The following is a 22,559-nucleotide window of genomic DNA, read 5'->3' as shown; positions in this document are numbered from 1 at the left end:
AAAAAATTTCACACAAAAGCCGGAACTTCCTTCGTTGCTACAATATCAACCCCTGTTCCGGCAATATCTGCCGCGATCACGTCCCCGATATGAACCGGCGCCTTGACGCAGACACCCCGGAGGCTGTCCACGCATTCCGCCATCTTATCTTTGGGAATGTCGGCTTTCGTTTTCACGGAAACCATCTCCAGCGTACCGCCTTCTACCTTTACGGTGGAGGTCACGATCCTTGTCGGATCCGTCACTTCTTTTCTGGCGTAGTCTTCCCCGCGTTTACAGGTGTGGCCTGTCACACCGGTGATCTCTCCCGCGCCGTCCATTTCTACTGTCACCGCACACCCCATGGGGCAGCCGATACAGGTCAGTTCTGTCTTCTTCATCGCTTATGCCTCCTCAATCTTCACAGTGATCCGCGCAAGTCCCTCATGTTCCCGGAGCTGCTGCTTTTTCAGCAGGATCTCCTCCATCTCGCCGGGCGCCATGACCGGGCGCTTCCTGTGCAGGATCCGCTCCTCATCCAGATACACGCTGACATAACACCCGGAATAGACCGCCCCCACGCGGAAACGGACCTTTAACTGTTCTTCCATCTTGTCTATACGGATATGGGACGGCACCGTATAGCGGACGCCGCCTGTCGGTACGATGGGAACCTCTTTTTCCGCAGAGTCCATATCCGCGGCTTCCAAAACATATCTGGCAGCATTTTTTCCGGCCGCCGCCGCTTCCTCGGACACGAAGTCTACCAGGTCATGAACGTGAAGCACGTTTCCGCAGGCAAATACGCCGGGGATATTGGTTTCCAGGCTTTCGTTGACCACCGGGCCGCTGGTCACCGGGGAGAGCTCCACGCCGGCTTCCTTGGACAGTTCATTTTCCGGGATCAGACCCACCGAGAGCAGCAGGGTATCACAGGAATAGTATTCTTCGGTGCCCGGAATCGGTTTTCCCTTCCCGTCCACCTGGGCAAGCGTGATCCCCTTGACCCGCTCCTTTCCATCAATATCAATGACCGTATGGCTGAGCTTTAACGGAATCCCGAAGTCGTCCAGGCACTGCACGATGTTTCGTTTCAGGCCGCCGGAGTAGGGCATCAGTTCCGCTACCACCTTCACCTTCGCCCCTTCCAGGGTCATACGCCTTGCCATGATCAGGCCGATATCGCCGGATCCAAGGATCACGACTTCCCGGCCTGGCATAAAGCCTTCCATATTGACCAGGCGCTGCGCCGTTCCCGCGGAATAGATCCCTGCCGGACGGAAGCCCGGGATGTTCAGAGCGCCCCGGGGCCGTTCCCTGCAGCCCATAGCGAGGATCACGGACCTGGCCTGAAGCTCCTGCAGTCCCTCCTCCCGGTTCATGATGGTAACCTTCTTATCCCGTGAAATATCCAGCACCATGGTATTTAATTTATATGGAATCTCCAGCTCCTTTACGCGGTCGATAAAGCGCTGCGCGTATTCGGGACCTGTCAGCTCTTCCTTGAAGGTGTGAAGGCCGAATCCGTTGTGAATGCACTGGTTCAAGATTCCTCCCAGTTCCTTGTCCCGCTCCAGTATGATCATATTTTCAATTCCGTTTTTTCTGGCTGCTTCCGCCGCGGCAAGGCCGGCCGGACCGCCGCCCACGATCACCAGATCATAATTCTTCATGGTTTTCCCTCCTGAATAGTATTTAAATTTCTTTATTCTTTCCTACGATCAATCCGGAGCCTCTTCCGCACTTCGTAATTTCCGACATATCCAGATCCAGCTCCCTTGCCAGAATCTCCATGGTCCTCGGCGAGCAGAAGCCGGACTGGCATCTTCCCATTCCCGCGCGTGTACGCCGTTTTACCCCGTCCAGCGACCTGGCTCCCAGGGGTCTGTGGATGGCATCCAGGATTTCCCCTTCCGTCACCTTTTCACAGCGGCAGATGATATTTCCGTAAGCCGGGTTCTCTTTGATCAGGGCGTTCCGTTCCTCAGCGGATAATGTCTTCGGATCCAGGATCCCTTTTCTTTCTGCCTTATAGTCTGCCTTTTGGACCGGGCGCAGGATATTGACCACAATCTCTTTTACATATTCCCCCACCGCCGGAGAACTTGCCAGTCCCGGCGACTCGATTCCCGCGCAGTCTACAAAGCCTTTCGCATCCTTCAGCTCTTCTATGATAAACTCCCCTCCGTCCTCATGGGCGCGCAGTCCCGCAAAGGAGGTGATCACCTGGCGAATGGGGATGTTTTTCACGGACCTTGCGGATTTGCTGATCACCTGGTCCAGCCCGTCCCGGGTGGTCGCCGTTGCTTCTCTGTCCTCCTGCTCAATAGCCGTAGGTCCGACGATGATATTTCCATGGACCGTGGGAGATACCAGCACGCCCTTGCCGTATTTGCCGGGGAGCTGGAAAATGGTCCTGGAGACCAGATCGCCCGCGGTCTTGTCCAGCAGGCAGTAATCCCCCCGCCTGGGCGTGATATGGATGTGGTCCGCACTGACCATATTATGGAATCGATCCGCATGGACGCCGGCCGCATTGACTACGACCTTCGTCTCCAGGGGACCGTTTTCCGTAAGCAGACGGTAGCCGCCGTCTATTTTTTCAATCTCCTGTACTTCTGTGTCAAACCGGAATTCCACTCCGTTTTCACAGGCATTTTCCGCATACGCGATATTCAGCAGGAAGGGGCAGATCACCCCCGCGGAAGGTGCCCACAGGGCCGCTGTCACTTCATCTGCCAGGTTTGGCTCCATGGCATGGGTTTCTTCCCGGTTCAGGATCTTTAAACCCTCCACTCCGTTTGCAATGCCCTGGTCATACAATTCCTGCAGCAGCTCCTGATCTTCCTCCTCCCGGCAGACTACCAGGGAGCCGCAGGGGTTGAACGGCACATCCAGTTCCTTCGCCACCTGAGGCATCATCTTGTTGCCCCGCACGTTCAGCTTCGCCATCAGGGATCCTGGTTTCGCGTCGTAGCCTGCATGCACGATCGCGCTGTTAGCCTTTGAGGTGCCGCAGCAAACATCCTCCCCCTTCTCCACCACACAGATCTTCAGATCGTATGCGGACAGCGCTCTCGCAGACGCGGTGCCGGAAACTCCCGCACCAATAATTACAACATCATACATCTTCTTTTCCTCCATCATTTCATGGGTTCATCGCAAGCTGACTGGTCGGCGAAGTTTCCTATAGAACAAAAAAGCCAGATGAAGAACAGACATATGCTCTATATGCCTATTCCTTTCATCTGACTTTCTCTCCTCGCTCAAAGCCTGAATGAACTTTAACTTATGAAACTTGCAGCCATTCTGCCGGAAATATATGATCTGACAGAATGTTACCTCCATGATACTCACTATCAACGAAATCTGCTGAATTTATTCTAACACGGATTCCTTACAATTACAAGTTGTCATTTTTTATTTTTTTATTGCATTACGGAAACTGCTGTGCTACACTAAATATAACGTTATTATCGGAGATTTTTGAGCAGGGAGGTATAGTTTCAAGAGCTATATGATGCCCTGTTTTTTGTATGGAGGAAGGAATGGCAGAGGGAGGCACACAGCATGGAGGGTAAGGAACAGATCCGGGAGATCATTGAGGACACGCCGGTCATCATGGCCATCAAGGATTGGGACGGCGTCCGCCGATGTACCGGGCAGGAGTCAAAGGTCGTTTTTATCCTGTTCGGGGACGTCTGCAGTATTGATGAGATTGTTAAAACGGTGAAGGATGCGGGGAAGATTGCAATCGTACACATAGATCTGATCAGCGGATTGGGAAATAAAGAAATATCCGTAGATTTTATCCGGAAGGCCACCGATGCGGATGGGATCATTTCCACAAAGCCGGCCATGATCAAGCGCGGAAAAGAACTGGGCCTGTTTACGATCCTGCGGTTTTTTGTTCTGGATTCCATGGCCCTGGAGAATGTGATGAAGCAGGACGGAGCCTTTGCGGATATGATCGAGATCCTTCCGGGGATCATGCCGAAGGTGACCCGCCGCATCACGGAAAATCTGTCGATCCCGGTCATCTGCGGGGGGCTGATCTCGGATAAGGAGGATATCATCCATGCGCTGAACGCCGGGGCGGTGGCCATTTCCACAACCAATCCGGAGGCTTGGGGGATGTAATAAAGCAAGATTAGTGGGGAGATTGACGGATTCAGTCAAATGCTATATACTAAAAGCGTAAACAAAAGAAATCAGGAAGAGAGAAGCCGATAAATGAACCGATATTCCTGAACTAATCAATATTCAGCCTAAGAATGGGAAGATTAAGTCGTATCAGGTAAAACAAGTCAGAAATATCGTCAGCAAGTATAAACTTGGCGAAGGAGGACTCGAAGATGGCATATAATAAGATGTTCTATTGGAGTAAAGACGACAATGCTTATATTACAAACGTCCCATCGTTGCCCGGATGTATGGCGGATGGAGCCACGATTGACGAATCCCTTAAAAATGCCGACATTATGATTGAAGAATGGATTGCTTTTGCCAAAGAGCTTGGGAGGGAAGTTCCGCCGGAAGATGATAAAGATATTGAGTTTACAAATGCATCTTCTATTGATATCGCTTCCTATGTTTTGGATCAATTGAACGCCATTGACACATGGATGTTGCAAAAGTTAGTTTACTATTGTCAGGCTTGGTGTCTTGGCATCTACAAGACCGTATTTATCAATGACACCTTTAAAGATTACGCAAATGGTCCGGTCAACAAAAAACTGTTCGATACCCATAAATCCAGACGGATTGTAAGGAAATCAAACTACCCTTTACTTCATGCTTTCTCGGAGTCGGAAAAGAGACACATGGATCATGTGATCTGCACATATGGAAATGAGGATGGGGACACATTGAGAGCATACACTCATATGGAAAAACCCTGGAAAGAAACCAGGGGAAACTTGAAAGAAGGGGAAAGCGATAATAAGGACATTCCGAACAGTCTGATGATGGAATATTATCACAATTAGAATATGTATTGGTTCAGCCAGGAGAGGGGCGATCATGCCCCTCTTTTTTTCAGACACCCTGGTTGATGCAAAGGTGGAGCGTCTTTCTTTTTCCGTCATATACGAGGAAACGCTCTTCAAATTCCTTTCTCAGGTCAATATATACATCTTTTTCATGCTGTTCCGCAATACGGATGATCTCTTCATACGATACGGTAACGATATTGAATTCCCTGCCGATCCGCACCGCAGCGTATCTTCTCCCATATTCCTCACAGTCTTCCGGGTCTGTGAATGCCAGGAGTACATCCTGATCGTACAGTACGCCGTCTATGGTAAAGCGGCGGAACAGAGCCTCATCCGCAGGATGCACGGTAAAAAGGCTTCTGGACTGCAGAAGGCTTTTGATACAGTCCCAGTCTTTTGGAAGGCGCCGGGGCTGGTTGAGGATAGTTTTGATGGTTTTAATCTCCGTGGGGGAGAGGGGTGGTTTTTGTGGTGCTGCTGTATCCATCATATTGGATTCCTTTCTAAATACATACTGGCATTTTTTATCCTTCACCCAGATTATCCCTGAATATTTGGTATCTGCATAAAATGAGGAATATAGGAAGTATTATACATGGTAATAAAATAATTATCAACATGCAGAATACAAAATATACATTCCACCAAATAAGAAAGTCAAGCAGGGGCCGAAGCACACTGTTCGTGCAACAGCCCCATATTTTTTGACAGTGACTACTAAAAGAGTCTGATACGCCGGACTTTTCAAGCTGATTTTACACCACCGATACAGCACCTTTTTGCAGCCATATCACCCCAACTCCTTCGCCCACTTCGCAAAGGTATGATTATCCACCCCCAGCTGCCTCGCCGCTTCCCGCCCGGACAGTTCTCCCTGTGCCCAGAGATCCCAGATAAAATCAAAGTTCTGCGGAAGCTGAATGGGCTTTCGCCCCACTGCCACTCCCCTTGCTTTTGCCGCGGCGATTCCCTCGACAACACGCTGGCGCATCATTTCCCGCTCTGTCTCCGCCACATAAGAAAGAGCGATAAGCATGATTTCCGCCACAAGACGATCCAGGAGACTCCGGTCCAGTCCCGTGTTCAAAAGCTTCATATCCAGCACCACAATTCCGCATTTCTTTTCCAGCGTGATATGCCGCCACTGTTCGATGATCTCATTGAAATCCCTCCCCAATCGGTCAATACTCTTAATGATCAACGTATCGCACTCTCGGATCTGTTTCAGGAGCGCTTTGTACCCCGGGCGTTCGAAATCCTTGCCGGACTGCTTGTCCGAGAAAATATTTTCCTTTGCCACGCCGTACTTTTTCATGGCGATGCGCTGCCTGTCGTCATTCTGGTCCTTTGTAGAGACCCTGATGTAACCATACATTGTTCCCTCCATAATGGTTTCCTCCTTTGTAACCCACTAAATATTGTCATTTTTCATTATAGAGGAAACTCTAGTTCTTATTTAGAGAGAATAAACTTCCTGGCAACGAACTTTTATTCCTTTATATAGGGAACTTTTTGGCATTTATTTCGCAAAAAAGTTCCCTATACCTGTATTTTTATCAACATTATACTGTGCGGCAGATTTTTCTGGCTCCCAGTATAATCACAACCTTCTGCCCGCAGACATAAAATCGGCTCGAAAGACATTCATCCTGCATGTCCTTCGAGCCAGGCAAATCACTTGTCTAAATCTTCTTCTGCGGCATTATTGTCAATCGGTGTACCGCAGTACGTCTCGTCCCGCGTCGTATGAAAAGCTCATTCTTAACAGTTCCTCAGCTTCGCGTCCAGCGCCTCCCACTCTTCCCGCGGCAGGCTTGTAAACGGCCCGTTCATCAGCTCTTCCAGTGTAAACAGTTCCTTTTCAAACGGAATATTCTTAAACCGGCACAGATAATTTTCTTCCAATATCTTTCTGGTCTTCGGATTTTCCATCAGTTCTTCCATCGGGGAATCAATGCTGTAGACCTTCCGGTACGGCTTTGTCGGTTCGTATTCAAAAACATACGTCCCAGCCTCTGCTTCTACTGTAACGCTGCTGCCGGTCTGTGTGATCCTGCGGGTTCCGCTGTTATTGCTGTCACTGCTCTCACAAACCGCATCTGCACTGCTGCCTCCCTGCGTGCTGCTGACACGGCCGGCATCGCTGTCCCCGCAGCCTTCTCCCGCACCCGGCTGTCTCTGCATCGCATTCTCTCCCGCTCCCAACAGCCTCCTAATCTCATTCACATCCGCATCCGGCAGCACGATCTCTGCCTCCGCATCAAAGGGCACGGTCACGATGATCTTCAATTTCTTCCCGTCAATCCTCCAGGAGCTCTTGATCATTCCCGACGCCGACCGAAGACACCCCTTTGCCCAGGAGATCTGATAATTGGGCGCAGGCGCAACCCGGAATTTCTTGAACCCAGCGCCCTCCTCCATGGGCTGGATCCCCAGCATGTTGCGGTACATCCATTCCACAATGGAGCCGTACGCGTAATGGTTCAGGGAGTTCATCTCTGTCCCGCTGATCTTTCCGTCCGGGAGCACGGAATTCCACCGCTCCCACACGGTCGTCGCGCCCATCAGCACTTCATACAGCCACCCCGGGAATCCCTTTTCCAGAAGCAGATGATAGGCCAGATCATTCATGCCGTTCTCGGACAGCATCCGGCACAGGTACGGCGTCCCCACAAACCCGGTATTCAGATGATAACGATTCTTTTTCAGCTTATTCAGAAGCCCTCTGCACACTCTTTCATAGGCATAGTCCGGTGTCAGGCCCATATACAATACCACAACATACGCCGTCATCGTATCCACGCTCAGATTCCCTGCCGGGGTAAAATATTCCCGGATAAACGCATTTCGAATTTCTTCCGCAAGTGTTCGATAGGCTTCTGCATCCGCTTCCTTTCCCAGAATCTTCGCCGCCTTTGCCACGATCATCGTGGAATGATAGTAATATCCAGAGGCGATCAGGTGCGGGTCGGTCGCCCCATACACGCCGCCGTCCACATTTCCGTCCAGGGCCAGCCAGTCGCCGTAGTGAAAGCCACTCTGCCACAGACGCTTACCGCCGGATCTGTCATCCTCGCCCTTCATATAATCCACCCAGGCCTTCATACTGGCGTACTGGCGTTTCAGGATGCCCTTGTCGCCGTAATGCAGGTAGACATTCCAGGGGATCACGGTGGCCGCCTCCCCCCATGCGGTGGACCCGTCGCCGGGATAATTCGCCACCGGAACCACATCGGGAACACTGCCGTTCAGCTTCTGCTGCTCCGCATAGATGTCTTTGCCGTATTTTGTGTAAAATGCATAGGTGTCCATGTTGAAGCAGGCGGTTCCGCTGAAGATCTGAGCGTCCCCCGTCCAACCGTAGCGCTCGTCCCTCTGGGGGCAGTCCGTAGGCACGTCCACAAAATTGCCCTTCTGTCCCCATTTTGCGTTGTGGATCAGCTGGTTGACCAGCGGGTCGGAGGTCTCGATATCCCCTACTTCTTCCATTTCAGAGTGGATGACCAGCCCCCGGAAATCATTCACATCCGGCTCCCCGTCCCATCCGGTGATCTTCACGAAGCGGTAGCCGTAAAATGTAAAATGCTGCCGCACATCGCACTCGGTTCCGTCTGCGATATAGGTAAATTCCGCTTTTGCCGTCCGCAGATTGTCATTGTAAAAATTCCCGTCCTGCAGGATCTCGCCGAACTGGAAATACAGCTTCGTTCCCTTCGGCGCCTTACAATGGAAGCCCAGCCAGCCCACCATGTTCTGTCCCATGTCCAGCACCGTTTCCCCGGCGGGGGTATGGATCAGCTCCACAGGCGTGATCCGTTCATGGATCTTGATGGGCGGACTCAGGCGGGGAGAGAGCTTTCCTTTGTCCAGGTCTGCCTTTTCCACCGGGAAGGTTTCGCTGATGTCCAAAGCCGCGTCATACACCTCTCCCGGGTAGATGCCGCTGGATACCACCCTGCTTTTTCTGGCCTGCCAGGTGGAATCCGTGGCGATCACCTCTGACGTCCCGTCCTCATAGAAAATGTGCAGCTCGCCGATGCATGCCAGCCGATCCCCGTAGTTTTCCTCGGTCTGGCGGAGGCCGTACCAGCCCTTGTACCAGCCGTCGCCCAGCAGGACCTCGATCTCATTTTCACCGGAGTGAAGCATGATCTCATAGGTCTGATACTGGATCCAGGTGTCGTAGTCGCAGAACCCGGGAAGGAGGCACTCGTCCCCCTGCTTTTCGCCGTTTATGTACAGCTCATAGAGGCCCACGCCCGTCAGGTACATCCTGCAGCGGGCCACCGGTTTGGTGACGGTCCATGTCTTGAATACAGACATCTGCATTTCCTTCGGGGTACAGGGGGTGATCCAGTCCGCCTGCCATTCTCCGCCCTTGGCGGTCTCAAACCATGCCGCCGGGCTTTCCGCGGATTCTCCGTTGTCCGCCCAGACACGCACCTTCCAGAAGTAACGGGTCTCCGGCTCCAGATTGATGGGCAGGGGAAATGCGGTGCTGATGATGGTATCTATCTCGCCGCTGTCATAGAGGAGAGCAGAAAAATCCTCATCCAGCGAGACAAGAACCTGGGCTTTCTCCTGCTTCTTGGCCAGGGTGTCCCTTACCACGTAAGAGATGGTGGGCTGACCCAGATCATAGCCCAAAGGGTTGACAAGGTGATTGACTTTTAAGTGTGTGATTTCCATGGTTGGTGGTTCCTTTCTATTCTTTTTCGTATACCGCTTTGCAGGTCTTCTTGTAGCAGGCGATCCCGTATTTGTGAATCGTCTCCATTCCCTCCTGCCGGAGCGATGAAGCATATCCCTCATCCTCGATCTGCTTCATCGCTTTCCTGCATGCTGCGTCAAATGTCCCATTCTCCGCATATTTCACTTCTATAATGCAGCCAATTTTTTCTGCGGGAACTGTAATTTTTATATCTGTATATCCAATACCAGACTCTATGTTGGACTTGGCGATCCAACTCCCCTCGATATTCAAAAGTCCCAGCAGCAAACCATGATAAAAGTTTTCTTTCATTTCACTCTTCACGGCAGTATCACGGATACTGATCGCTTCGGAGAGGAATCCATTAAAAAGTATCTCGACATTTTTTACATCACCATTCTTAATCGCGGTGCAGAACCGTCTCCATTGTTCTGTACTGCCTGTTACTTTCGACTCAAACCAGGAACGTATTTTGTCTTCATAAATTCCAAGAACTTCTTTGTTGGGAATCACCAGCTTATGCATTCTGCCGTTTGGCTTCTCCATATCCGTCAGATAGCCTGCGGCAAAAAGGACACTCCACAAATACTTCTGGCGGATTTTAGGTTCCCGGCTGTCCAGATCTGTATACGTTAACTCAGGGATGATTTCTTTTTCTACGCATTCACCGGATATCAGCATCTCAATCTCTGCTTTTGTCGCTTCCGTAGCGTTTTTCAGGATATCATGAACAATCACATTTCCGCTGCTGTTCGCCCAGTGCGGCTCCATTGCCGCATCCTTTTCCACTCTTAATATATCACACTGGCTGATCACATCCCATGGGCAGTAGACATCCAAATTGCCGAACCGGTATCCATCATACCATTCCTTCATATCCGGGAAACGGTCTTCCACGCCGTAATATTTCATCATCTCTTCCACTTCCATGTCCGTAAATCCGAAATACTCTGCATAATCAACGCTTGCGGTCGAACGCGCCTTGAAATTATTCAGTCCTGTGAAAATACTCTCCTTCGCAATTCGCAGGCATCCTGTGATCACGGCAAAATACAAATTCGCGTTTGTTTTCAGCACCTGGCTGAACAAGGACCGGATCAGCCGAACCATCTTAGGGTAATATCCGGCCTGATAAGCTTTATCCAACGGCACGTCATACTCATCAATCAGAACAAGCACCGGGGAATCATAATGCCTGCACAGAACTTCTGTCATCAGCCTCATACTCCCATAAAGTACTGAGCTCTTATCAAAATCCTCGTCTAATAATTTCTGAAACTTTGCCTTCTGAGATTTTGTCAGCCTGTCACTCTCCAAAAGAAAGCTGAAACGTTCTGCTTCCTCGCTGATGCGGGCGCCAAGCATATCATACGCCGCCTGAAAGTCCTCGCCTTCCACATCCTTCAGACTAATAGATATCACCGGATACTTCCCCAAATGCTGCCCGAACAGTTCCGTATCCCTGGAAATCTCAAGTCCTTCAAACAGTGAGGCATCCGCCCCAATCTCAAAAAAGGATTTGAGCATATCCATATTCAGGCTTTTTCCAAAGCGCCGAGGCCTTGTAAATAGATTGACACTCCCTCTGGTTCGGAGAAGTTCTGCAATGAAACCGGTTTTATCCACATAGTAAAAATTGTCAGACTTAAATTCACGAAAAAACTCTATGCCAATCGGAAGTTTTTTCATCTCCGTCATGCTGTCTCCTCCCTCCGCTATCGCTGTTTACCTTCATCTAACTCATTATAAATAGAAACATACGAATTAGCAAGTGAAAGATCGTTACATAATTACAGGCCGCGCCTTGATCCGGCGCGGCCTGTAACGAAAGAAACCTTATATACTTACACTCTCACAAAATGCATCACCCTGCTGACGTAATCGCCTTCCCGCGCCTCCATCAGCACGCCGCCATACATCAGCACCTGTCCGCTGTACACCTTCTCTGTTCCTTCCAGCCTGTACAGCGCCCCTTCGTCCAGCCCTTTCAGGCGGATCCTCCTGCTTCTCACATTGGCGCCCGCCAGGACCTGCACATAGGTCGCCAAAGCCTCGCTTTGGTCCTTCGCGGCCACTTCCCAGCAGTCATACCGATGATTCTCCTGCCAGGACGCGATCCGGTAGTAAGCCCCTTCCCGGACCAGATGGTCATACCGGTGGTAGAGCGCGATCTGCTGCTTCACCTTCTCTTTTTCCTCCGCGGGCAGCTTTGTAATATCCAGCTCATATCCAAAGGTCCCGTCCAGCGCCACATGCCCCCGCGTCTCAAAGGGCGTGTTCCGTCCTACAATATGGTTGGGGCAGGCGCTCACATGCGCCCCCATGCAAGATAAGGGGTACAGAAGCGCCGTTCCCTCCTGGATGGCCAGCCGCTCCACCGCGTCCGTATCGTCGGAGCACCAGATCTGGGGGCTGTAATAGAGCATACCTGGGTCAAATCGTCCGCCTCCGCTGGCGCAGTTTTCCAGAAGCAATTCCGGAAATTCCGTCACCAGACGTTCCTGCAGCTCATACACGCCCAGGATATACCGGTGCGCCAGCTCGCCCTGCTGTTCCGGCGGCAAAGCTGCGCTCCCCAGATCCGTAAACTGCCGGTTCATGTCCCATTTTACATAGGAAATGTCTGCGCTCCGGAGGATCTTTGCCACGCACTCGTAGACATGGTCCACCACCTCCGGCCTGGACAGATCCAGCACATACTGGGCACGGCTCTGTGTGGGCGTACGTCCGGGAATCTGGATAGCCCAGTCGGGATGGGCGCGGTACAGATCCGAATCCGGCGAAACCATTTCCGGCTCAAACCAGATGCCGAAGGAAAGGCCCTCCGCTTTGACCCGTTCCACCAGCGCAGGCAGGCCGCCGGGGAGTTTCTCTTCGTTAACTGTCCAGTCTCCCAGGGAGCTGTCGTCCAGATTCCGGTGCCCGAACCAGCCGTCGTCCATGACCAGCATTTCGATGCCCGCCTCCTTCGCGTCCCTGGCGATCTCCATCAGCTTGTCCGAGTCAAAATCAAAATACGTGGCTTCCCAGTTGTTGATCAGCACGGGACGTTTTTTATGGAGATATGGGCTGCGGATCAAATGTCCCCGGTACAGGTCGTGCAGGGTCCGGCTCATTTTTCCCAGTCCCTGATCGGAATAGACGCAGACCACCTCCGGAGTCTGAAATGTATTTCCAGGCTTTAATACCCACTCAAAGCCCTCCGGATGGATGCCCATCACCATCCGCACGGAATCGTACTGGCTTTTCTGGCATGACGCCAGGAAATTGCCTGAATATACGAAATGCATCGCGTAAACCTCTCCTGAATCCTGCGTCGTCCCGGGCGTCACAAGCGCTGCGAAGGGATGCTCCTGATGGCTGGAACAGCCCCGGACGGAGGAAGCCGCATGCTTCCCGTAAGTCACGGGGCAGCGGGTCATGTGCCGTTCCCTGACCCAGGAACCGGTCAGTGTGAGCATTTCAAAGGACTCGTCGTCCAGATCCATGCAGGCGCTCAATGCCCGTTCGATATACAGAGGTTCGCTTCCTGTATTTTCCAGCAGTACACTTCGGATCACGGCATCCGCGTCCGCAAATACACTGTAGCGCAGGATTGCTTTCAAACCGATCTGCGGGTCCTCACAGGTGATCTCCAGAGTCTGCGTCTGGTCTCCATCCTTTGCAAAGGTGGCCGGCAGCCCGGGAAGCTCCGGCTTTCCGTCCAGGATCTGATGTCCCGTATAGATCAGCTCGCAGACCCGATGCCCCTGAGTGGTCCGCACGGACAGACAGTTCTCCCGGTAGTCTCCCACGCCTGAGGTAGAATACTCATAGGGGAACGCGTCTCCGAAGCCGCCCTGCGTTCCGGCTTTTATATACTTTTTCATATCTTTACCGCGCCAGCGCTTTCACGCCTTCTGTCAATTCCGCAAGCTTCTTCTCCGCGTCCACGTCATCAATTCCCTTGACTCCAATATAAAACTTGATCTTCGGCTCCGTTCCTGACGGCCGGATACAGCACCACGCACCGCCTTCCAGTTCGAAATAAAGCACATTGGATCTGGGCAGGCCGGTAACGGTTTTTGTTCCGTTCACACAGTCCAGAAGCACATCTTCCTTGTAATCCCGGAACTGAGTCACCGCAAGGCCTCCCACGGTTTTCGGCACATTTCCCCGGATGCCCTCCATCATAGACGCAATCTTTTTCGCTCCATCCTGTCCTTTCAAAGTTACGGTGCACAATCCCTCTTTATAATATCCATATGTGTCAAATAATTCTTTCATTTTATCGCACAGCGTGATTCCCTGGTGCTTACAGAACGCCGCCGCCTCGCAGAGCGCCATCACCGCGACAACTGCATCCTTGTCCCGGGCGTGTGTCCCCACCAGGCATCCGTAGCTTTCCTCGTATCCAAATACATATTCATGCTCGTGGTTCTGCTCGAAGAACTTGATCTGCTCTCCGATATATTTGAACCCGGTCAGCGTTTCAATCAGATCCACATGATACGCCTTTGTGATCTCCCGCGCCATCTTCCCGGACACGATAGTCGTCACCACCGCGCCGTTTTCCGGCAGGGTTCCCAGTGCTTTCCTCTGGGATAAAATGTATTCCAGAATTAGCATGCCGGACATATTTCCGGTAAAGCTCCTATATTCTCCGGTATGGCTGTCCTTCGCGTAGACTCCCAGGCGATCCGCATCCGGGTCCGTAGCCAGCACGAGATCCGCATCCACCTCTTTTGCCAGCTTCAATGCCAGGGAAAATGCGTTTTTATCCTCCGGATTCGGATAGGAAACGGTGGGGAAATCGCCGTCCGGCAATGCCTGTTCCTCCACCACATGGACGTTCGTAAAGCCCAGCTCATCCAGCACGCGCCGCACCGGAAGGTTGCCTGTGCCGTGGAGCGGAGTGTAGACAATGTTCAGATCTCTGCCCTCTTCCTTCATGATCTCCGGGTGGATGGCCAGCTTTTTCAGTGCTTCCATGTATCTGTCATCCATGTCCGGACCGATCACCTGGTAAAGGCCCGCTGCCTCCGCCGCTTCCTGTCCCATGGTTTTTACCTGCCCGTAATCTGTGATGGCATTGACCTCCCCGATGATCTCCCGGTCCTTGGGAAATGTGATCTGCGCGCCGTCCTCCCAGTATACCTTGTAGCCGTTGTATTCCGGCGGATTGTGGCTGGCCGTCACCACGATGCCCGCCGTACAGCCCAGATCCCGCAATGCAAACGACAGCATAGGGGTGGGCCGCAGGGACGGAAAAATATACGCCCTGATCCCATTTGCCGCAAGACAGAGCGCCGCCTCCTGCGCAAATTCCGGCGACATGTTCCTGGAATCGAAGGCGATGGCGACCCCCTTTTTCTCCGCATGCTCTTTGATGATATAATTAGCAAGACCCTGGGTGGCTTTCCGCACGGTGTAAATGTTCATCCGGTTGGTGCCTGCCCCGATGATGCCCCGCAGACCTCCGGTGCCGAACTCCAGGTCCCGGTAGAAGCGCTCCCCGATCTCGTCTGCGTCCCCTGCGATGCCCCGCAGCTCCGCTTTGGTATCCTCGTCAAAATACGGATCCTCCAGCCAGGATTCATAAGTCTTTCTCGCATCCATATATAGCTCCTCCTTTTTATCCATTTCTATTTCCATGGCCCGGCGTATTGCAATTTGCGAACCGTCAGGCTGCGGACTGTAATCCCTATTTTACCATATCCGGATATCTCCGTCATCATAGGAATTTCTTTGTTACTGTTCCTGTCAAATGACGGCCTTCTCAGTCCTCCCTGCATCTGTCCAGCAGCAGAAGGCATCCGGACGAACTCCGGCACTTGTAGCCGAATCACACACGAACGCATCCGGACGAGCTCCGGCACTTGCGGCTGAATCACATCCGATGGCATCCGGCTGAATCCGGGAGAAGTCCGCCTCTGCCGCAGTCTTTTTTTCTGTCCGATCGGGCTGAGGCAGCCTTACAATGTTTGCTTCAAGCCCCCGCTTTTCCATTGCTTTACAGAACCCCAGATAACAGTCCGCCGCATTCGTCCCCTCCTCCGGCGAACCCACAAATACCAGCTCCTTATGTCCGGCCTCCAAAAGCAGCTCCGTAACCTGTTCCATGCCGCCGTAGCAATCCGGCACAATAGAATCGGCCTCTTCGGAAATATCATAGCTCCCCACGCATACAACCGGAATCTCATAGAGTTCTTTTAATTCGGCAGCACAGCCCTTGTCTGTTTCTCGATGAGAAGGATTCCATCGATGTCTACTCCCTGGAAGAGGGCGGCTTTCTCCGTTCTTTCCTGCCGCTCCTCACTGAGTACTTTCAGGAATGCCATGCTCCCCCGCAGCGTCAGCTCCTGAGCGGCGCTCTGGTAGATTTAATCAGAATTTCAATTTTTAATTAAGTGATCCGCTAAAATGAATATGCGGATTCGAACAAATATCCTGTTGAGGTCAGTTAATGCCTGCTGAAATCTATTGACAGAATATCTATAACGAAGCCTTGACGTACAGAAAACCGTACATTATAATCTAAGTATAGAAAATCATATTTATATAAGAGAGGTGTTTTATCATGGTAGCAGTAAATTACACAAATCTTCGTGATAATATGAAAATGTATATGGATAAGGTAACAGATGATTATGAGACTATGATCGTTACACGAAAAAATAATAAGAATGTTGTTATGTTATCAGAAGAAGCTTATAATAACCTTATGGAAAATATTTATGTCATGGGGAATAAAGAAAATTATGATTGGCTGATGAAGGGTAAGGCACAGTTGGAGAATGGGCAATATTCTGTCCATGAGTTATCTGAGGTAGAAGATGATGAATAAAGTATTTGCGGATACTGGTTGGGAAGATTATCTATATTGGCAGACAGAGGACCGCAAGACTCTGAAAAAGATCAATCAGTTAATCAATGATATTGCCAGAAACGGCAACGAAGGGATTGGAAAACCAGAACCCTTAAGAGGGAATTTATCTGGATATTGGAGCAGACGGATCAATGATAAAGACCGCTTGATCTACAGAATCGATGAGAACAATATCTATATTCTGTCGTGCCGTTATCACTATAGAGACAGGTAGAACCTGTTTTAAATAGGCATCGCCAGATAACCTGTATAAGTAATTTGTCGTGCTAAAATACAGAAAGCCTGCCACTGGCAGCCTTTCTGCATAGGATGGTATTTAAAAGGTGCAGCAGTCTATGAATTCATCAGACCATGCACCTTTTATTTGCTCAATAAAACAGCTTCATTTAGGAAATTTGTCCTAGAACGCCTCATTCCTCCTTGTACCTGAAGATTTGTTCTGTACAAAAAGGCAAGTTCTTTTTGCACAATTCCTTACTCCGCAAAAATCTTCACCTCATAAGCCCCAAGCTCCACTTCGCCCTTGATCACCTCGCCTCCGAAGAACTCCCGCAGCTCCTTCTTCACCACCGCTTTCACGCTCTCCGATGCATAATTCAGCACGAACAGGTACTTCCTGCCGTCCTTCTCCCGGACGGCCAGCTCACAGCACTCCGGCAGCTCCAGCACTTCCCCGTAAGGCGTCCCCGCTCCCAGCTTGTCCAGAAATACCTTCGCCGTATCCACTGCGAACGCGCCTCCGAAATAATAAGCCTCGCCCTTTCCATACCGGTTGCGGATCAGCGCAGGCGTGCCCGCGTAATAGCTGGACGCGTAACGTGCCAGAACCTCCGCCTGCTCTCCCGCCGGTTCCAGCAGGTCATTGAACACTGCGGCTTCTATCTGGTTTCCGTCCCAGTCCGCCAGCACTCTGCCGTCGTCAGGAGCCACGAAGGAATATTCCGGGATATCCGTTCCGGTAAGCCCAGACGCCTTTCCCGGCAGCTTGTCCATCACGCACCGTCCGCAGAGATCCTTATATCCGGTCCTGCAGCCCATGACCAGCTTTCCGCCTTCGGACACATAGGTTTCCAGCACCTTCATCCGCGCATCCGTCAGAATAGATGCATGAGGATAGAACAGCACTTCATACTTCCGCAGTTCCTCCCAGGCGGTATCGTCGCTCAGATACACATAATCAAAAGGCGTATGGGTCATCTGCAGCGCAGCAAACAGGGACCTCTGACTGAGCTTGTCCACCCGCTCATGCCATTTATCCTGGCGGGCATCCCAGATGTTGTCATAATCCTTCAGGATCCCAACCTTCGCCGCATACCGCGCGCCGGCAATCTCCCTCATACCTTCCATCTTCCGGGCGATCTCACGGATTTCCCGAAGCCTGCGGTTGTCCCGCCCGGAATAATCCAGGATACCGTGCCAATACATCTCCGTCCCCACCGTGCAGGTCCGCCAGCGGAAATAGCTGACAAAGTCCGCGCCGTGGGCAATACTCTGCATGGTCCAGAGCGTGATCTGCCCGGGCCTGGGCGTGGGCGCTTCCATCCGGGTGGTCCAGCCGTTGGCGCCGCTCTGCTGCTCCATGATCCCGAAGATGCGGGAAATGGCTCTGGTCTCTGCCAGGTTCCGGCTCCATTTGCGGTCCTTGATGGGGTCCTCCGCCTGATAATCGTCCAGGCAGTACGCAAAATTCGGATAGGAATCGTAAGTCATAAAATCCAGACTTTCCTTTTGCATCGCCTGGTTATCCAGATTGCCGAAAATCCCGTTGGTCGTAATAAAATCATCCTCTTTGCAGTATTTCCGAATCATCTCGGACTGCATCCGTACAAAACGGCGGGCGCTGGCGGAAACGAAGCGGTAATAATCCAGCAGGTGATGGGGATTGTTCGTATTGTGGGCCGTCTTCCGCGGCACATAGATCTGCTCCCAGCAATTGTAAGTCTGGTTCCAGAAAATGGTTCCCCATGCCCGATTCAATTCCTCCACGGTTCCATATTTTTCCTGCAGGAACTTCCGGAACGCCGCGGTATCGCTTTCCGAATAAAATTCGTCCAGCTCGCAGTTTATCTCGTTGTCGATCTGCCATCCGATAATGGCAGGGTGTCCGCCGTAGTGGGACGCGGACTTTTCCACAATGTTGCGGCACAGCTTCTGATATACGGGGGAATTGTAATTGTAGTGCCGTCTCGCGCCGTGGCGGTAGAGCAGGCCGTCCTGGTCCGCGTTGAGCACCTCCGGATACTTCTCGGTCAGCCAGATCGGAGGAGTCGCCGTGGGAGTGCAGAAAATAACCTTCATTCCTTTTTTCTGCGCCAGATCCAGGAAGGCGTCAAAAAATTCATAGGTGTACACACCTTCCTCCGGCTCGATCTTGTTCCACGCAAATTCCGCAACACGGACCACCTCGATCCCCGCCTGCAGCATCCTCTCCAGATCGTCCTCCCACATGGATGAGTCCCAATGCTCCGGATAGTAACAGGTTCCCATCACGAAGCGCTCTCCGTTTATCATTTTTCTCATGCTTGGTCCTCCCTTTTGATTTCTTCTGTTTCCAGTATTCGCGCATACCGCCATGCCTCTCTTGAGGAAAAACACCTCTGTCCCGGATCACGACTCCACATTTTTCACATAGATCGCCCAGTTCTGCTCTCCGTCATCCTGGATCTTCACATCCTGGAAGCTCTGGATATAGGATTTGAACTGGGAATATCCGTAATCATGGACCTTAAAATCGCCGAACCGGTTCCGGATCCGGTTCCCCAATGTCCCCAGGGAGACGCCCTGTCTGCCTGCATTTTTGATCTGCTGCAGAATGTATTCCTCCAGCAGGTCCTTCCGGCTTTTATCCTCATACAGCATCACAGAGACCTTGGTCCCGTCCTGCTTCAGCTTCAGCTTGGGGAAGGTCTCAAGAAACTTAGACAAGAGGCTGAACCCGTACCGACGTACGTCAAAATCAGGATACAGCTTCAGGAGACGGCTTCCCACCTCGCCGAGCCCGGTCTCCTTGTTGTCGTTCTGGTTCTCCATGATGATCTTGATCACAGCCTCTTCGATCTGATTTTTCACCACATCCACACTGCCGCGCTTCAATTCCTTGGCGGAAGCCACCGCTGCCGGTGCCTTTTCCGCATTTTCCATGGTACTGTCTTCCAGAAGGACCTCCAATACCGTGAAAATGTCACAGGCTTTTCGGAAGGGGATCGGCGTCTTGTCCTCGCCCATACCGATCACCAGCTTGCCGTTTTCCCTGAGACGGCTCGCCAGCTTGGTAAAATCACTGTCGCTGGAGACCAGGCAGAAGCCTTCCAGCTCGCTGGTATAGAGCATGTCCATAGCGTCAATGATCATGGCGGAATCAGTGGCGTTTTTTCCGTATGTATAGCTGAACTGCTGGATCGGCGTAATGCTGTTCTGCAGCAGGACCTCCTTCCAGCTCAGATTATACGGGCTTGTCCAGTCCCCGTAGATCCTCTTGTATGTAATATTGCCGTACTTGGACAGCTCGTCCATGATGGGCTTGATATATTTCGCAGAAACATTGTCTGCATCAATCAAAAGAGCAATTCTATCTTCTATCATCTATCATCTTCTCCTCCTACACTTTGCGCTCTTTTGTATCTGCGCTCTTTTGCATTTCCATATCTGTTCTAATGTCCTCAAAATCTTTTCTCTTTCCAACACACTCCTTTCATGTCCTTCCACTGAAAGACACCATTTTCAAAAGTCATATAGCCATGCGCAGACCCTTCCTTGGGGATGGATACGGAACCCGGATTCAGATACCAGAACGTCCCCATATCTTCGCAAGCAGGAATATGTGTATGCCCGTTCAGCAGGATCTCTCCTGTCTTCAGCAGCGGCGGATTATGCGGATTGAATACATGGCCATGGGTCGCGAACATGGTCTTTCCGCCGATTTCCAGAAAACAGTACTCTGCCAGGATTGGAAATTCCAAGACCATCTGGTCCACCTCCGTGTCGCAATTCCCCCTTACGCAAAGCAGCTCCTGCTTTACACCGTTGAGCATGGAGATGACATCCTTCGGTCCATATTCCTTCGGAAGATCGTTGCGCGGTCCGTGATACAAAATGTCTCCTAACAGAAGCAGCCTGTCAGCACCTTCCCTCCGATATGCCCCCAGCATCTGCCGACAGTAGTACGCAGAGCCATGTATATCCGACGCGATCATCCATTTCATCGTTGTTCTTCCTTTCCATTTGTAAGCAATCGTTACCGTGAGCATCTTGTACAGGATGTAAACAGTAACAGGTAATCCACGGGCAAAAAAATTCCCATAACTTTCCTTTTTTAGTATATCCTAAAAACCAACCCATCGTCAAATTGTTTTATTCCCAAAGCGGCTTTGCAGTTCCCTTTTTTTCTGTGATATTTTTTCTTGGCTCCTCTCCGCAAAAAGGGCTTCCGGCCGCGGTATCATTTCTCCCATATCCCGATCACGAGCACGGTCATATCGTCCTGAGGCGGTTCTCCGGTCCAGTTCAGCACCTGCTCCAGGATGTGGTTCGCCATTTCCTTTGGATTCACCAGGAGGGTACCCTGGATGATCGTCTCCAGCAGGATGTCCTGCTCGCCTACCGGGAGCGCGTCCATTACCCCGTCTGTTACCATGATCACAAAATCTCCGTTGGAAAGCTGCCGTTCCACGGAGTCGATCTCGATCTGGTGTAAGACCCCAATGGGCAGGCTGGTGGAGCTTAAGTGCTCTACCTTATCCTTCTGGCGGATAAATGTGGAGGAGGCTCCGGCCTTGATCAGTTCGCAGGTTCCTGTATAGAGGTCAAATACGCTCATATCCACGGTGGAATAATGGATCTCCTCCCGCCCCATGACCAGTGTGGTGTTGATCATCTGGATGGCCGTCTTTTCCGGAAAGCCTGCCTCCAGCAGTTCCTCCAGCAGTTCGATGACCAGCGTGCTTTCCTGGCATGCCTTTTCTCCGGAGCCCATCCCGTCGGACAGAGCCATGGCCTGCTTTCCTCTTGGGAGGTTGAGCATCATAAAATTGTCCCCGGAAACCTGACTGCAGCCTTTTCCGACTCTGGCAACCCCCTGCAGCGTATAGTATGTCGGCCCTTCCTGGCAGATGATGGTCGTATACTCCCGCCCCAGTGTCTGGGCATAGATCCCTTCCGGCACCAGACGGCGGCCCATGACCTCGGAAACGGTCCTGACCAGCTCCTTACAGGTAATATGGATGTCCTGCATGGCGCGCGCGGTCACATGAACCTCATATTTCCCTTCCCGGTTCATAAAAAAATTCGTGTACAAGACCCGCACGCCCTTTTTCTTCAGCGCGGCTACCAGACGCTTTTCCAGCCGGTCGTCAATGAACAGGCTGTCCTCCAGTTCCTTCGCCGTCACCCGGATCATATCCGCAAAGGTGTCCATCTGGATGGCACAGCCTTCTCTGCTCTGGGCCATCCGGTTGAGCCACATCATATTCTGCCGGGCCGCGTGAAATGCCTCCAGCATCTCTCTCAGGAAACGGGGCGCCATGATACAGCACTGCTTCAGCTTCCGTTTCGTCTCGGTATTCATTTCATTTCCATAGGAATCCACCGCTGAGAGGACCTCATAGCCCATCTGGTAGGTATGGACAAAATTCTCCCCCCAGCACCAGGAGCACTTCTCGCAGCTTTTGCAGACCTTCTCCTTGACCCATTCGAACATTCCGTCGATTTCTTCGCTTGTAAAGGACTGCTTCTTTTCCCCCATCTGCAGAAATGTATGGGACAGCTGCTTCAGGGAATCCGCAAATCTTTCAATCTGTGTCACATAAGGACTGGTATGTAATACTTGTCCATCCTCCATCTATATCCCTCCTACTGGTTTGTTACTATTCGCAGTCATTTCACTCACATGCGCAAAAGCAGCCAGCAAAGCTGTCTGTCGATGCTACGCGTCTCCGGGTGAGGTTCCTGCGGCAGACTCCGAAGATTCCACATATCCGCAGAACAGCAAAAAACTCCAGGCATCTCCCTG

General features: G+C 51.6%; 19 protein-coding genes. 4 read left to right on the top strand and 15 right to left on the bottom strand.

Features of this window, described 5'->3' with window-relative positions:
- Positions 1-8: 8 nt before the first annotated feature.
- From ACTOY7_RS06730 to ACTOY7_RS06720, 3 genes are read right to left on the bottom strand one after another with little or no spacing between them, the layout of a single operon-like run.
- Positions 9-380, bottom strand: a complete 372-nt coding sequence (locus ACTOY7_RS06730; protein ID WP_160281655.1) for a DUF1667 domain-containing protein — start codon at positions 378-380, stop codon at positions 9-11.
- A 3-nt stretch (positions 381-383) separates the two neighbouring features.
- Positions 384-1,652, bottom strand: coding sequence for an NAD(P)/FAD-dependent oxidoreductase (locus tag ACTOY7_RS06725; RefSeq protein WP_482670315.1), 1,269 nt, complete (start codon positions 1,650-1,652; stop codon positions 384-386).
- A gap of 22 nt (positions 1,653-1,674) precedes the next feature.
- Positions 1,675-3,108, bottom strand: a complete 1,434-nt coding sequence (locus ACTOY7_RS06720) for an NAD(P)/FAD-dependent oxidoreductase (RefSeq protein ID WP_482670314.1) — start codon at positions 3,106-3,108, stop codon at positions 1,675-1,677.
- A gap of 441 nt (positions 3,109-3,549) precedes the next feature.
- Between ACTOY7_RS06720 and ACTOY7_RS06715 the strand changes: the two genes are divergently transcribed.
- Both ACTOY7_RS06715 and ACTOY7_RS06710 read left to right on the top strand, forming a co-directional pair.
- The gene (locus ACTOY7_RS06715; RefSeq protein WP_482670313.1) at positions 3,550-4,119 is read left to right on the top strand and encodes a glycerol-3-phosphate responsive antiterminator; all 570 of its coding nucleotides are present in this window, start codon (positions 3,550-3,552) and stop codon (positions 4,117-4,119) included.
- 215 nt (positions 4,120-4,334) lie between these two features.
- Complete coding sequence (locus ACTOY7_RS06710; protein WP_482670312.1) at positions 4,335-4,967, top strand: type II toxin-antitoxin system antitoxin SocA domain-containing protein; 633 nt, start codon at positions 4,335-4,337, stop codon at positions 4,965-4,967.
- A 49-nt stretch (positions 4,968-5,016) separates the two neighbouring features.
- Here ACTOY7_RS06710 and ACTOY7_RS06705 read toward each other — a convergent pair whose 3' ends face one another.
- The 8 genes from ACTOY7_RS06705 to ACTOY7_RS06670 form a co-directional block, all read right to left on the bottom strand.
- Positions 5,017-5,463, bottom strand: a complete 447-nt coding sequence (locus tag ACTOY7_RS06705) for a hypothetical protein (protein ID WP_160281660.1) — start codon at positions 5,461-5,463, stop codon at positions 5,017-5,019.
- Between the two features lie 300 nt (positions 5,464-5,763).
- Positions 5,764-6,360, bottom strand: coding sequence for a recombinase family protein (locus ACTOY7_RS06700; RefSeq protein ID WP_160281661.1), 597 nt, complete (start codon positions 6,358-6,360; stop codon positions 5,764-5,766).
- Between the two features lie 374 nt (positions 6,361-6,734).
- Positions 6,735-9,662 carry an alpha-L-rhamnosidase gene (locus tag ACTOY7_RS06695; protein ID WP_482670311.1) on the bottom strand — a complete coding sequence of 976 codons (2,928 nt, stop codon included), beginning with the start codon at positions 9,660-9,662 and terminating at the stop codon, positions 6,735-6,737.
- A 16-nt stretch (positions 9,663-9,678) separates the two neighbouring features.
- Complete coding sequence (locus ACTOY7_RS06690) at positions 9,679-11,382, bottom strand: AAA family ATPase (protein ID WP_482670310.1); 1,704 nt, start codon at positions 11,380-11,382, stop codon at positions 9,679-9,681.
- A 146-nt stretch (positions 11,383-11,528) separates the two neighbouring features.
- Positions 11,529-13,553, bottom strand: coding sequence for an alpha-galactosidase (locus tag ACTOY7_RS06685; protein ID WP_482670309.1), 2,025 nt, complete (start codon positions 13,551-13,553; stop codon positions 11,529-11,531).
- Between the two features lie 4 nt (positions 13,554-13,557).
- The gene (locus ACTOY7_RS06680) at positions 13,558-15,282 is read right to left on the bottom strand and encodes a phospho-sugar mutase (protein ID WP_482670308.1); all 1,725 of its coding nucleotides are present in this window, start codon (positions 15,280-15,282) and stop codon (positions 13,558-13,560) included.
- 144 nt (positions 15,283-15,426) lie between these two features.
- Positions 15,427-15,846, bottom strand: a complete 420-nt coding sequence (locus tag ACTOY7_RS06675; RefSeq protein WP_482670307.1) for a substrate-binding domain-containing protein — start codon at positions 15,844-15,846, stop codon at positions 15,427-15,429.
- Positions 15,847-15,875: 29 nt separating this feature from the next.
- On the bottom strand, positions 15,876-16,004 hold the full coding sequence (locus tag ACTOY7_RS06670; RefSeq protein WP_482670306.1) for a hypothetical protein: 129 nt from the start codon (positions 16,002-16,004) through the stop codon (positions 15,876-15,878).
- 239 nt (positions 16,005-16,243) lie between these two features.
- Here ACTOY7_RS06670 and ACTOY7_RS06665 point away from each other — a divergent pair, with 239 nt between their 5' ends.
- Entirely contained in the window at positions 16,244-16,510 is a 267-nt protein-coding gene (locus ACTOY7_RS06665; protein ID WP_300885535.1) for a type II toxin-antitoxin system Phd/YefM family antitoxin, read from the top strand.
- Positions 16,503-16,766 carry a Txe/YoeB family addiction module toxin gene (locus ACTOY7_RS06660; protein WP_160281710.1) on the top strand — a complete coding sequence of 88 codons (264 nt, stop codon included), beginning with the start codon at positions 16,503-16,505 and terminating at the stop codon, positions 16,764-16,766. Before ACTOY7_RS06665 ends, ACTOY7_RS06660 begins: the two co-directional genes overlap by 8 nt.
- A gap of 260 nt (positions 16,767-17,026) precedes the next feature.
- On the opposite strand, the gene ACTOY7_RS06655 is transcribed toward ACTOY7_RS06660, so the two are convergent.
- The 4 genes from ACTOY7_RS06655 to ACTOY7_RS06640 form a co-directional block, all read right to left on the bottom strand.
- The gene (locus tag ACTOY7_RS06655; protein WP_482670305.1) at positions 17,027-19,072 is read right to left on the bottom strand and encodes a beta-galactosidase; all 2,046 of its coding nucleotides are present in this window, start codon (positions 19,070-19,072) and stop codon (positions 17,027-17,029) included.
- Between the two features lie 87 nt (positions 19,073-19,159).
- Complete coding sequence (locus ACTOY7_RS06650; RefSeq protein WP_160281711.1) at positions 19,160-20,131, bottom strand: NYN domain-containing protein; 972 nt, start codon at positions 20,129-20,131, stop codon at positions 19,160-19,162.
- Between the two features lie 80 nt (positions 20,132-20,211).
- Complete coding sequence (gene yfcE / locus ACTOY7_RS06645; RefSeq protein WP_160281668.1) at positions 20,212-20,754, bottom strand: phosphodiesterase; 543 nt, start codon at positions 20,752-20,754, stop codon at positions 20,212-20,214.
- A gap of 236 nt (positions 20,755-20,990) precedes the next feature.
- The gene (locus ACTOY7_RS06640) at positions 20,991-22,388 is read right to left on the bottom strand and encodes a SpoIIE family protein phosphatase (RefSeq protein WP_160281669.1); all 1,398 of its coding nucleotides are present in this window, start codon (positions 22,386-22,388) and stop codon (positions 20,991-20,993) included.
- Positions 22,389-22,559 lie beyond the last annotated feature (171 nt).

Source organism: Schaedlerella sp. (assembly GCF_056796775.1).
Note: the sequence above shows the minus strand (reverse complement) of the source record. Positions and strands in the feature narration are given on the sequence as shown.